The organism is Peptoniphilus olsenii, from assembly GCF_040545475.1.
Classification (GTDB): domain Bacteria; phylum Bacillota; class Clostridia; order Tissierellales; family Peptoniphilaceae; genus Peptoniphilus_A; species Peptoniphilus_A olsenii.
Genome location: NZ_JBEPMA010000022.1, coordinates 1 through 12,848, shown reverse-complemented (window position 1 = coordinate 12,848; position 12,848 = coordinate 1). Strand labels below are relative to the sequence as shown.

14 protein-coding genes and 1 pseudogene are annotated in these 12,848 nt (G+C 29.4%); 12 read left to right on the top strand and 3 right to left on the bottom strand.

The annotated features are described in order from the left end of the window. Positions 1-248: 248 nt before the first annotated feature. Both ABID14_RS09825 and glyA read right to left on the bottom strand, forming a co-directional pair. Positions 249-1,706, bottom strand: a complete 1,458-nt coding sequence (locus ABID14_RS09825) for an alanine/glycine:cation symporter family protein (RefSeq protein ID WP_354369548.1) — start codon at positions 1,704-1,706, stop codon at positions 249-251. Positions 1,707-1,714: 8 nt separating this feature from the next. Beyond that, entirely contained in the window at positions 1,715-2,977 is a 1,263-nt protein-coding gene (glyA, locus tag ABID14_RS09820) for a serine hydroxymethyltransferase (protein WP_354369546.1), read from the bottom strand. A 216-nt stretch (positions 2,978-3,193) separates the two neighbouring features. Here glyA and ABID14_RS09815 point away from each other — a divergent pair, with 216 nt between their 5' ends. The 5 genes from ABID14_RS09815 to ABID14_RS09795 all read left to right on the top strand — a co-directional run bounded on the left by ABID14_RS09815 (position 3,194) and on the right by ABID14_RS09795 (position 8,108). Continuing rightward, the gene (locus tag ABID14_RS09815; RefSeq protein WP_354369544.1) at positions 3,194-4,117 is read left to right on the top strand and encodes an acyl-CoA dehydratase activase-related protein; all 924 of its coding nucleotides are present in this window, start codon (positions 3,194-3,196) and stop codon (positions 4,115-4,117) included. Continuing rightward, positions 4,110-5,174 (top strand): 2-hydroxyacyl-CoA dehydratase, encoded by a 1,065-nt coding sequence (locus ABID14_RS09810; RefSeq protein ID WP_354369542.1) that lies wholly within the window; start codon positions 4,110-4,112, stop codon positions 5,172-5,174. Before ABID14_RS09815 ends, ABID14_RS09810 begins: the two co-directional genes overlap by 8 nt. 30 nt (positions 5,175-5,204) lie before the next feature. Next, positions 5,205-6,179, top strand: coding sequence for an acyl-CoA dehydratase activase (locus ABID14_RS09805; RefSeq protein ID WP_354369540.1), 975 nt, complete (start codon positions 5,205-5,207; stop codon positions 6,177-6,179). Between the two features lie 84 nt (positions 6,180-6,263). Beyond that, positions 6,264-7,163, top strand: coding sequence for an acetamidase/formamidase family protein (locus tag ABID14_RS09800; RefSeq protein ID WP_354369538.1), 900 nt, complete (start codon positions 6,264-6,266; stop codon positions 7,161-7,163). A 543-nt stretch (positions 7,164-7,706) separates the two neighbouring features. Then, positions 7,707-8,108, top strand: coding sequence for a beta C-S lyase family protein (locus tag ABID14_RS09795; protein WP_354369536.1), 402 nt, complete (start codon positions 7,707-7,709; stop codon positions 8,106-8,108). Positions 8,109-8,235: 127 nt separating this feature from the next. Here ABID14_RS09795 and ABID14_RS09790 read toward each other — a convergent pair whose 3' ends face one another. Continuing rightward, a complete protein-coding gene (locus ABID14_RS09790) occupies positions 8,236-8,640 on the bottom strand; it encodes a GNAT family N-acetyltransferase (RefSeq protein ID WP_354369534.1) in 405 nt (134 codons plus the stop codon). Positions 8,641-8,810: 170 nt separating this feature from the next. Here ABID14_RS09790 and ABID14_RS09785 point away from each other — a divergent pair, with 170 nt between their 5' ends. The 7 genes and pseudogenes from ABID14_RS09785 (at position 8,811) to ABID14_RS09755 (ending at position 12,749) form a co-directional block, all read left to right on the top strand. Beyond that, positions 8,811-9,200 carry an FAD-dependent oxidoreductase gene (locus tag ABID14_RS09785; protein WP_354369532.1) on the top strand — a complete coding sequence of 130 codons (390 nt, stop codon included), beginning with the start codon at positions 8,811-8,813 and terminating at the stop codon, positions 9,198-9,200. Between the two features lie 61 nt (positions 9,201-9,261). After that, positions 9,262-9,600 carry an FAD-binding oxidoreductase/lyase gene (locus ABID14_RS09780; protein ID WP_354369530.1) on the top strand — a complete coding sequence of 113 codons (339 nt, stop codon included), beginning with the start codon at positions 9,262-9,264 and terminating at the stop codon, positions 9,598-9,600. A 20-nt stretch (positions 9,601-9,620) separates the two neighbouring features. Next, positions 9,621-10,031, top strand: a pseudogene (locus tag ABID14_RS09775) (FAD-dependent oxidoreductase); the annotation flags it as partial. A 234-nt stretch (positions 10,032-10,265) separates the two neighbouring features. Beyond that, positions 10,266-10,652: a GntR family transcriptional regulator gene (locus ABID14_RS09770; protein WP_354369528.1), complete on the top strand. Its 387-nt coding sequence runs from the start codon at positions 10,266-10,268 to the stop codon at positions 10,650-10,652. Next, complete coding sequence (locus ABID14_RS09765; RefSeq protein ID WP_354369526.1) at positions 10,639-11,484, top strand: ABC transporter ATP-binding protein; 846 nt, start codon at positions 10,639-10,641, stop codon at positions 11,482-11,484. Before ABID14_RS09770 ends, ABID14_RS09765 begins: the two co-directional genes overlap by 14 nt. Then, a complete protein-coding gene (locus tag ABID14_RS09760; RefSeq protein ID WP_354369524.1) occupies positions 11,481-12,110 on the top strand; it encodes an ABC-2 transporter permease in 630 nt (209 codons plus the stop codon). The genes ABID14_RS09765 and ABID14_RS09760 overlap by 4 nt, the downstream gene beginning before the upstream one ends. Continuing rightward, complete coding sequence (locus tag ABID14_RS09755; RefSeq protein WP_354369522.1) at positions 12,111-12,749, top strand: ABC-2 transporter permease; 639 nt, start codon at positions 12,111-12,113, stop codon at positions 12,747-12,749. The last annotated feature ends 99 nt before the right edge of the window (positions 12,750-12,848 follow it).

The window sequence follows — 12,848 nt, the reverse complement described above, 5'->3', positions numbered from 1 at the left end:
TTTCCTCCTGGTTGTTTTATTTTTTGCTTAAAAACATTGTACCAGTTTTGGTTTCAAATGACCTATTCTTTTTACACAATTATATGGACTTTATCTATTTTAGTGGCTATTTCTATATATTCTGTTATTGCCGTGTCTAATATAATTTGGGGGCGATAAATTTTAAAAGATTTAAAGTTGTAAGAAAAAATTTGGGTATAATGTCAGTCAACACAACTGATAATATCCCAAATTTTTTAATACTATTACTAATTATTTTTTGAACTATACTCATTATTTTCCCATATTTCAGCTACATCTTTGAGTCCTAATTTCTCAGGATTAAATACTGGTAGTTTACCGTGTTTTTCTTCATTTTCATAATCTTTAAAAATTTTCACAGCTTGATTTCCTATAAAAATTATAGTGAATACATTTATCCAAGCCATCAAACCATGAGCCATATCTCCCATAGTCCAAACAGTATCGACACTACTAATACAACCGATGAATACTGATATTATAAAGATAATCTTTAAAATTAATATAGGTGTCTTTTTTTCTCTAACTAGAAATATTAAATCACTTTCTGCATATAGATAATATGCTAGAAGTGCTACTGACGAGAAACACAATACTGATATTGCAATAAAAGCTTCACCTATACCTGGAAATACCGAGTTGATAGCATTTATTACATAGGGATTGCCATATTCTAATCCTGGCAAGTATTCTACTATCATATTTCCGGCTTTGTCTACAGTATTGTATGAATTAGTAATTATCATCATAAGAGATGAAGTTGTGCATATAAAGAATGTTCCCATAAATACGCTAAGTCCACCAATCATTCCTTGTGTAACTGGATGAGTTACCTCAGCTGAAGCAGAAGTAATGGCAGAAGAACCAACGCCAACTTCATTTGCAAAGACTCCACGTTTAATTCCCCAAATTATAGATTGTCCCATTATCGCTCCAAAAATTGCATCTTTACCGAAAGCGGATTTAAAAATCAATGCAAAAGTTGCTGGAAGTTTTTCTATATTAAAAAATATTACCACCAAAGACATTAAAAAATATGCTATTGCCATAATTGGCGATATTCTTTGAGCAACTTTTCCTATTCTTTTTAGACCACCAATAATAATAATCCCAAGTACAATTGTAAAGACTAATCCAATACTTATCATTTTAAACCCAAATGCAATATTTATTCCTTTTGCTATATTATAAGTCTGCACTCCAGGCATCAATAGTGTAACGGCAAAAACACCTACTATTGCGTAAAACATAGCAAAATAGTGTCCTATTTTTTTATTTTTAAATCCAGACTCCATATAATATGCGGGGCCACCTCTAAATTCTCCGTTTACTTCTTTTTTATAACACTGAGCAAGTATTCCTTCAATCATTGCAATTGGTGATCCAACAATAGCTAGTATCCATAGCCAAAATATGGCTCCTGGACCACCAAAATGAATACCGGTTGCCATGCCTGCTATGTTTCCTACACCAACAGTTCTTGCTGCTGTAAGTATGAATGATTGGACTTGATTTAGTCCTTTTTCTGAAGTTGTCGACGAGGTGGACGATTTGACTAATAATTTGAAACGTCTGATTTGAGGAAAACCCATTCGGATTGAATAATATAGTCCTGTTAGTAAAACTAAAAGCACCAATCCAAAACCCCAAACTTTATCATTTAAATAATTTAATAAATTTGCCATAAAACCACCTAAATTATCTCTTTTCTATCTTCTTCCGAATAAAGAGGAAATTTTGAAATCAATTCTTCTGTTTGAAGTTTTATTTTTTTCAAATATTCTTCGTCATTTATATTTTCAGCTACATCATTCATGATTCTTGCAATTTCTTTTATATCATCTTCTTTTAAACCTCTTTGTGTTGTTGATGTGAGTCCAATTCTAACTCCACTTGTAATTAGTGGAGAAGCTGGGTCAAAAGGAATTTGATTTTTGTTTACTGTTATACCTACAGAATCAAGAGCATCATCAAATTCTTTTCCTGTTATATTTTTATTACGAACGTCAACAAGTACAATATGTGTATCAGTACCACCAGATACTATTCTAAAACCGTAATTTTCTAACTCTTTAGCCAAAGTTTTTGCATTTTTAGGAATTTGTCTCATAATATTTCTAAATTTTTCAGTCTTGGCATACTCAAACAGCCAACATTTTGCTGCCATAGTTGTCAAATGCATTGAACCTAGTGAACCAGGGAAAACACCCTTATCAAGTTTTTTGGCAAATTCTTCTTTACACATTATAAATCCGGCTCTTGGTCCTCCTAGAGTTTTTGTTGTGGAAGAAGTTACAAAATCTGCATAAGGTACTGGAGAAGGAATTACTTCAGCTGCTACTAGACCTGAAAAATGTGCCATATCGACCATGAAAGACGCTTTAACTTCATCTGCAATTTCTTTTATTCTTTTAAAATCAATTAACCTTGGATAGGCAGAACCACCTGTTATTATTAATTTAGGCTTGAATTCTTTAGCTTTCTTTTCTAATCCATCATAATCTATTTGTTCTGTTTCTTTATCTATAGAATAATGGTCAAAATGAAAAAATCTGCTCATAAAATTTGCTTTTGAGCCATGAGATAGATGACCCCCTTGGTCTAGACTCAGAGACATGACTTTATCGTCTTTTTCTAGAATTGCTGCATATACGGCATAATTTGCAGTTGAACCTGAATAGGGCTGAATATTTATATGGTCACAGCCATATAGTTCTTTACCTCTTTTATTTGCCAAGAGCTCTAGCTCATCGGCTATATGGCTACCTGCTTGAAACCTGTGTCCTGGATAACCTTCAAGGGTCTTATTTGTAAAAATACTACCAGAAAGTTCCATTATTTCTATAGGTACAGTACTTTCTGATGCAATCATCTCGATGTTTTTTTCTTGTCTTTCGAGTTCTCTTTTCACAATATCATATAATATTTCATCTGAAATTTTTGTTTTATTCAACATAAAAATACCTCCCTCTATATACTTTAATCTTATAATAAATTAAACAATTATACTATAGTATTTTTATTACAATTTTGTAAAATAATTTAAAGTAGAGCAGGATTTATAACTCCAACAGTTATTGAACAAAGTTCAGTTTATTTGTTATAATTAAATTAAGATTATATTTTGAAATTATGTTGAAATTATTATTTTTGTTTGAATTGGAGGGACAATATGCTTGTTGGAATACCGAGAGGTCTACTTTTTTATGAATTTGAAACTATGTGGACAAATTTTTTCAAAGAACTAGATATTGATTATATCTTTAGTCCAGAAACCAACAAGAAAATATTTGAGCATGGAACTAATCTTGCCATGCACGAGGCTTGTCTGCCATATAAGATATTATTAGGTCATGTGGAATATTTAATAGATAAATGTGATTATATTTTAATACCAAGACTTGGCGGATATGGTTTTTACGACAGAATGTGTACAAGGTATCAAGCAACTATTGATGTTTGCTATAATATTTTTCGCGACAGAGATATTAAAATTTTACCTTTTAATGTAGATTATTCTTCAAGAGAAATTGAACTAGCTAGTTTCATTGATATGGGAAAGGTTTTAGGTAAGAAAAGAAGAGATTCTTTTAGGGCGTATATAATTGCAAGACAAGCTGCTAATACAGAAGCATTGATAAGAGAAAATAATTTAAAGAATAAATTAAATAAAGAGTCTACAAAAATTCTTTTAGTAGGCCATATTTATAATACTTTGGATAAATACATCGGCGAACCTATAAAGTCTTTTTTAGAAGATATGGGTGTGGATGTTATTTTTGCTACGGATATGGACAATATAGAAGCTGAAAATATGTCAAAGGAAATTACTAATACTATGCCGTGGACTTATAATAGAATACTTTTAGGATCTGCAAATAAACTAGAAAGTCAAGTTGATGGAATTATTTTGCTTAGTTCTTTTAATTGTGGACCTGATTCTATGGCCAATGAAATAATAATTAGAAAAATTAATGATAAGCCAATTTTAAATTTAGTTATTGATGGTCAAGAGGGTATGGCAGGTATAGAGACAAGACTTGAGAGCTTTATAGATATAATTTTATTCAAGAAGAGGAGGTTTTTATATGGGTAAACTTGTTACTTTTCCTCAGCTTGGAAATTATAATATTCCAATAGAAATAGTTTTTGAAGAAGGTATGGGGGTCAGTTATTTGAGGCCACCTGAGATGACCAATAAAACTCTGGAAATTGGAACTAAATATAGCCCCGATTCTGTGTGTGCTCCTTTTAAATTTATGTTGGGAAATTATATAGAGGCAATAGAAAAGGGAGCTAATATATTAGTATCAGTAGGTGGATTGTGTAGGTTAGGATACTATGGTGAATTGCATGAGCAAATAATAAAAGATTTGGGCTATGATGTGACTTTTGTGAATTTTGCACAGTCTCGTCTTTCCAAACCTTCATCGTGGTATGATAAATTCAAAACATTAAATCCTGATATGTCACTTGTAAGGATTGGTGAAATTATTCCTGTTTTTTTACGTATGATAGAGTACTTAGATGTTATTGATGATTATATGAGGAAAAACGCGGGGTTTGAAATAAATGAACATTCTTTTGAGAATTTATATAAAAATTATTTAAATGAAATGAAAAATATTAGAACAATTAGAGAGTTAAAAAAGTTTCAAAAGTATTATATAAAAGAGTTCAAAAAGATACCTTTGGACAAACCTCAAAATCCATTGAGAGTCGCTGTGGTTGGAGAATATTATACAATAATGGAACCATTTTCTAATCATTTTATAGAAAAGTGGCTTGCGACAAATGGAATTGAAGTGGATAGATGGATGAATTTAACTAATACTATTATAGATAGGCCTGAAAAAGAAGTCAAAAAACATATTAAAAATTATGCAAAATATGATATGGGTGCGACTAGTATGTATACAATCGATAGGGCACTAAAGTGTGCTAAGAAAAAATATGATGGAATAATTCATATTAAATCTGCTGGATGCATGCCAGAAATAGATTCTATGGCGGTGCTACAAAATATTAGTAAGGATTATAAAATTCCTATTCTATATATTTCTTTTGATTCGCAGACTAGTGATGTAGGGATTAATACTCGTCTTGAGGCTTTTTATGACATGATAATGATGAGAAAAGAAAAGATTGTTTGATTATATTAATTACAAGTTAAGAGGGATAATATGAAAGATGCTTTTTATGGTATTGATGTGGGAAGTATTTCTACTAAGGGTGTAATAATAGACGAAAAGAATAATATTTTGGCTCAAGATTATTTGATGACGCATGGGAATCCAATTGATGCAGTAAAAAGACTTACAAAATCACTAGAGACTCAAATAAATAAAAATGAATACAAAGTTGTGGCTGTTGGGACAACTGGTTCGGCTAGAAAACTTGTAGGAGCTATTGTCGATGCTTCTATAATTAGAAATGAGATTACGGCACACGCAATTGGCACAATATCTATGCATCCAGACGTAAAAACAATTTTAGAAATAGGTGGACAAGATTCTAAGATTATTTTAATAGATGATGGAGTAGTCGTTGATTATGCTATGAATACTCTTTGTGCTGCTGGTACGGGGGCATTCTTGTCATCGCAAGCAAATAGATTAGAAGTTCCTGTTGAGGAATTTGGAGATATTGCAATTAATTCGAAAAATCCTACACCTATTGCTGCTAGATGTACGGTTTTTGCTGAGTCTGATTTAGTTCACAAGGCACAAATGGGCTACGAAAAAAATGATATAATTGCAGGGCTTTGCAAGTCAATAGTCAATAATTATTTGAATAATGTAGGAAGAGGTAAGGCGATAAAATCTCCTATTGTATTTCAGGGAGGAGTTAGTAAAAATAAAGGAGTTAAAAAATTCTTTGAAGAGGCATTAGATGAGAAAATAATCGTTGATGATGTTGGGCATTTGGCAGGAGCCATTGGAATTGCAATTCTTGCAGATAAAATGGGAGAGCATAAAGAGTTTAATTTTGAAATAACAGATATCGAGTTTTTGACTCGTGGAGTCAATTGCGATAAATGTGCTAATCACTGTGAAATAATGTGTGTTTTTAAAGAAAACAAACTTATTGATTCGTGGGGTAATAGATGCGACAGAGGAGAAATTACTGATACTCGACAAGTAATTAAATCAGTTTAACACTATAAATCATTGCATTTGTATCGATATTATGATAACTTAAATATAATAAATATTTTATTAAAATTAAATTGGAGGTTTTTCATGAAAGTACTAGATAATTTAAATTATGTTTTTTCTAAAGACAATGAACCTATTTGTAAGGTTAAATCTGGTGAGATTATAACTTTTAAAACGGTGGATTGTTTTGCAGAACAAGTAAAAGATGAAACTTATACAATGGACATATTGGATCTTAATAAAGCAAATCCAACTTCGGGGCCTGCCTTTATTGAAGGAGCGGTACCTGGAGATGTAATTGCTGTAGACATTCTTGATATAAAAATCGAAAATAAAGGTTTTGCTTGTTCAATCCCAGAAGTTGGTCCTTTAGCAAATATTAGTGAGATGAGAACTAGAATTTTTGAAATTGAAAATGATTATGTTAGTTTTCATAATATTAAATGGAAAGTAAATCCAATGATAGGAGTAATTGGACTTGCTCCAGAAGATGGAGATATAGCTTGTGGTCTTGCAGGTAAACATGGTGGTAATTTAGATAGTAAAAAGATTGTAAAAGGAGCAAGAGTGTATTTGCCTGTTAAACATGTTGGTGGGCTTTTGCAAATGGGAGATTTGCATGCAAGCATGGGTGATGGTGAAATTTCGGGAACTGGAATTGAAGTATCTGGCGAGGTTGTAGTTCGAGTAAATCTTATTAAAGACTTTGAACTTAATTGGCCTATTATAGAAACAAAAGACAATTGGTATGTAAATGGAGTAGGCAAAGACTTTAGTGAGGCTTATCTTGAAGCAACTAAGGAACTTGCTAGACTTATGAAAGCTACCTATCCTCTTGATACTACAGATATATTTATTTACCTTTCTCTACAAGGAGATATTGAAATAAATCAATATGTTCATCCAGTAGAAGGCGAAATGCCTTCGGTTAGATTTGGTATACCAAAAACTGAATATGCTAAGCCTTTAATTAATTTTAATTAATACAAAAATTCATATGAAATTAAATTTTTGATAAAAAATAATATTAAATTGAATTTTATTTTTCAATACATCAAATCCAATTCTATTTTTATAGACAATTTCATATAAAAATTTTTATAATAATATGTTTTAAAAGAACTAGTAATTAATTTATATCTTCTATGATTTTACATTAGTATAAAAATTTTAAAAACTCTGATATTTGTTTTGTTGATAATATAAAGTCAGAGTTTTTTTATTGTCAAAATCTGTAAAATTTCAAAATATTTTTTAATTTTAAATATATAGGTACAACCATTTCAAGTCTTTATTCTACAAGTGTCTAAACTGATATTTACAAAAATTGTTGGAAATCTAAAAAAAACTTGTTTAATTATTATTTAAGAAATTTACACAGGTATAATTAAATTAAATGTAAAATTTTACTGTTTTATAAGTTATCATAGTATTTTAATAAAAACTATTGACTTAAATAAAATGCTGATGCATAACAACTTTAAATATTAAGACTCTTAACAATGGATTAATTAATAAGGAGGAACAATGGAAACTGAAAGATTTTTGGATAAATATTTAACAAAAAGAGACAATACAAATTGTTTAAAAAAAGACTATTTAGAAAAAAGATATGGTGATAAAAATCTTGTGCCAATGTGGGTAGCTGATATGGAATTTAAAACTCCAGAATGTGTGACCAATGCTCTCAAGGAGAGAATGAATCACGGTATATTTGGCTATAGTTATATACCATATAGTTACTTTAAAGCTTATTCAAATTGGATGGAAAATAATTTTGGATATGCTGTAAATAAAAATCATGTCAGAACTGCAAATGGTGTTGTGCCAGCACTTTATTCTTTTGTAAATTGCTATACAAATGCTGGCGACAAAATAATGATTATGCCTCCAGTTTATTATCCTTTTCACAATGCAATTTACAGGTAGAGTAAAGGTTACTGCTGATTTAAAGAAAATTGGAGATACTTTTTATTTTGATTTCGACTTAATAGAAAAAAGTTCCAAGAAGAAAATGTCAAAATGCTAATACTTTGTTCACCTCACGATCCAGCATCTAGAGTGTGGTCTGAAAGTGAATTAGATAATTTGTTTGAACTTTGTGAAAATCATGATGTAAATATAATTTATCAGCAGGCTTGTCTGCAATAAGAATTATAAATCTACCTTTCTCAGTATTTGTATCAAACCAATTGTCTATGTAATACATTATTTTATTGGCGATTCCCTTTCTTTGATATTTAATATCAACCATGATATCAGACACAACAAAAGTTATTCCGCCATCTCCAACTATTCTACCAAAACCTACAAGATTTTCTTTGTCATAAACCGAAATTACATAAAGTGATCCTTTTAAGGCTTTTTCAACTAATGCTTCGTCTTTAGTATTCCCAAAACCCGAACTCATTCTTAACTCATTATAAGCTTTAGCTGTGGGCAAATCTTCAATATATTTCATCTTTTATCTCCTTTACATTTATAATAATAAAATTAATTACATAAAAATTGGTATAATCTATTTATACACAATTTCCAATTTTTTAAATAAAATTTTTATCTTATTTATAAAATAGTTTTAACTATCATAAAAAGGGAATAATTAATATTATTAAATAAAAGGTGAAAGATATGAAATTACATGTAGGAAAACTCTATCGGTCAGACATAACAAAATCTTCTAAGATAAAAAATACTGATATAAATAAAATTTTGGAAAATGAAATTTTGATAGTTGGAGGAGGAATATCAGGCAGCTTATGCGCTTACAGGCTCTCAAAAGAGGGTTATAAAGTTACCCTAATCGAAGAAAATGAGATTGCTTCAGGTTCTACTGCTGCAAATACTGGTCTCATTCAATATATGAGTGATGAAGGAGTAAATTATTATATAGATAAAATAGGCAAAGATGACGCAATTAAATTTTATGATATGTCTGTAAAGGCAGTGGATACTTTAATAGATATTAATAAAGATTTTGGTAGTGAAACAAAAAATTATTTTGAAGTGAAAAAAGCTTAATTCTTGCTACGAGAAGACGTAAAATAGGCGAGATAAAAAAGAAGTTAAAACTCAAGATAGTTTGGGTTATGGTGCAAAATATTGTGATAAAAAAGATTTACAGAATATGTATATAGATGCCTATGGGGCACTGATGGCAAAGCCAGATATTGCTCTTAATCCTTATGGGTTTGTGAAAAGTTTAATTAATAAAGCTGTAAAATCTTATAATCTTCAAGTTTTGGAACATACTAGATTTCTGGATATAAAAGAAGAAGATGGTTATCAAATTGTAGAAATTTTAAATAAAAATGAAAAAATAAAGTTAAAATTTAAAAAAGTGATAATAGCGACAGGATATCAAATGCCTTATTTTTTAAAATCTCAGATGAAAAACTTAAAAATTAAAAAACTTATGTAACCGTATCTGATAAAAATTTTAAACTCGCTGAAGAGACAGATTATTTAATTTGGGAAGTACGAAGTCCCTATACTTACTTTCGAAATACTTTTGATAACAGACTCTTAATAGGGGGTTTAGATGAAAGAGGGACTAAATTAAATAAAAGAGACGCAAATAAATACTCTAAAAAATTAATAAAGCTTGCCAAAGATATGCTAGTGGATAAGAAAATTAAAATTAAATCACAATATTCTTATGCGGCCATATTTGGAGAGAGTAAAGATGATTTGCCATATATTGGACTGCATAAGAATAATAAAAATATCATGGCTATATGTGGGGCAGGCGGTAACGGCACTATTTATTCAACTATTGCATCAGAATTTGCCCTAGACTGGTTAAATGGAAAAGATATTTCGGATTATGATATCTTTTCATTAGATAGATAATTAAAAATCAGTTATAAGACAATTATTTTTAAAAAGCTATCAGTACGAAAATAAAATCCAGTTATAAAAAAAATCACCCTTGGGTGTCCTTAGTAAAATATATAAGAAGTCTAATACAAACATGTATAGATAAGATTTACTGTAAATAGAATTTAATAATAAACACTTGACTGTATATATACACCGTGATATTATATAGACACTGTATATATACACTAAAAAATAGGTGATTAAATGGAAATAATTATTTCAAAATCTCTAGATACACCAATCTATGAGCAAATTGAAAAACAAATTGAAGAAAAGATTAAGAAAGGACAACTAAAAGCACATGACAAATTGCCTGGAATGCGGACTCTTGCAAAAGATTTGAAAGTTTCTGTTATTACCACCAAAAGGGCATATGACGATTTAGAACGAGATGGTTATATTTATACTTTACCAGGCAAGGGTTCATTTATAAATAGCATAGAAATTAGTAATATTACTAACAATAAAAAGATTGAAAAAGACTTAGAAATACCGGTATCAAAACTAATTAAAATTGCTAAAGAATCAGAGCTTGGTTTAAATGAACTGCTCACATTTATTTATAAGGAGTGGAAAGATGAACGCGATTGAAATAAAAAACCTAAATAAAAGCTATAAGGATTTCTCATTAAAAGATGTAAGCTTTAATGTAGAAAAAGGAACTGTTATGGGTCTAATTGGAGCAAATGGCTCTGGCAAAACAACTATATTAAAGTCAATTCTGTCTATAATAAAATATGAAGGCGAAATACTTATTTTTGGAGATAAAATATCTAATGATATAAAAGAAAAGTTAAACTCTGTCTTTGATGAATATTTTATTGGTGAATATATGAATCCCATAGAAATAGAAAAAATATATTCTTCAATATATTTAAGTTGGGACAACAATTATTATCATGGACTTTTAAATAAATTCGATATTCCTGTCAAGAAAAAATACAAGGATTTCTCCAAGGGGATGAAAGTTAAATTAAAAATAGCAATTGCTCTTTCTACAAAGCCAAAGCTTTTGGTACTTGATGAGCCAACTAGTGGACTAGATCCAGTCATTAGATCTGAAATATTAGATATATTTTTAGATTATATGGAAGATGAGGATAATACAATTTTAATTTCTTCTCATATTACAACAGACTTAGAAAAGATTGCTGATTATATAACTTTTATAGACAATGGCGAGGTAGTATTTAGTGAAGAGAAATACGAATTAGAAGAAAACTACGGCATAGTCAGAGTGTCGGAGAGCGATTTTGAAAAGATTGATAAATCTTTTATTGTGAAATTTAAAAAAGAGAAGTATCAAATTAATGTACTTGTAAATGATGTCCATAAATTTAAAGAAAAATACCCAGAACTTGTGATGGATAAGACAAATATAGATGAAATTATGGTTTTATATTTGAGAGGTGAAGATGCGTGATTGCCTTAATGAAAAGAGATTTTTATCAGCTTAAACATAGTTATGCACTGGGACTTGGAATTTTATTGTTTTCTCAGATGAACTTTTTATTATCACTTTTTAATGGTGATGTTGATATGGATAATTTGATATTTTTCACTCTAATTTGTGGAATTTTGTTTGCGTCTAATGGATTTAGCAGTTATTTAGTAGATCTTAATACTGATTTTGATGAATATATAAAAACTATGCCCATCTCTCTAGATGATTATGGTACAAGCAAAATACTAAGTTCGGTCATGCCTACTGTTATAGTAATTTCTCTAGTTATGATTGTGTTTAAATTGAAAACGGATATTGCAATAAATGTTTTTCTATTGTGGGCCATTCTAGTTTTAATATCATTAGATATTGGAATAGGTGCTCTGACTATTTTGGTTAAATTTGGCAGCCGCTCTACAATTGCAAAAAATATATTAATGGTTTTCTTTGCAATTTTACTGTTTTCATTTTTTGGAGGTTTACTGACAGAAAATAATGTTATTAAGATTACAAATTTATATACTTTGGCAATAGTCATGGCAGTTTTTGTGATAGTCCTTTTATTATTTAAAAAAGTATGGAATTATGAAATGAGGGCTGATTAAATGAAAGTAGCTCTTTATAGAGAATATCTCTTGCTAAAAGGAGACAGAAAATTAAAAGATATCCTTATTTATTTCTTGGTATATTTTGGCATGGTATTAGCTTTACTTTCTTTTATAAAAAGTTCAGGAAGCATTGCTTTTATATTTGCTTTTATGACTGGCATATTATCAAATATTTATAATATAGATGATAAAAATGGAACTCTTGCAGTTCTAAGAACTATGCCAATTAAAAGTTATAAATATGTAATTGCTAGATATATTACTATTATAATAGCTTATCTTATAATTATATTCTTATTTATATTTGCACACAAAATTGCTACGGTATTTTTTGGTATAAATATGTTAAATGATTTTTATAAATCTATAAATATCGTAATGATAGCTATATTTATTCTTACTATGTTTCATGTACCTGGATATTTTGCTTTTGGAGCTAAAGGTATGGCTATACTTTTATATTTATTTTTAGTCACAACAATAGTGATCGGTTTGGTGCTAGGTTTATACTTTGGATTCTTATCAAAATTAGAATATACAAATAATTATTTTGTATTTGCTATTATACTATGTTTAGTATCGGCTTTACTTTCTATTTTGGTATCAAATACAATAGTAAAAAATAAAGATTTATAAAAAATGTAGTGACCCCCTAAATCCGGACATGGATTAGGGGGTATTTTAATGTCAAAATATGATTATGAAACGAAATTAAAAATTGTAAGAGAGAATGAA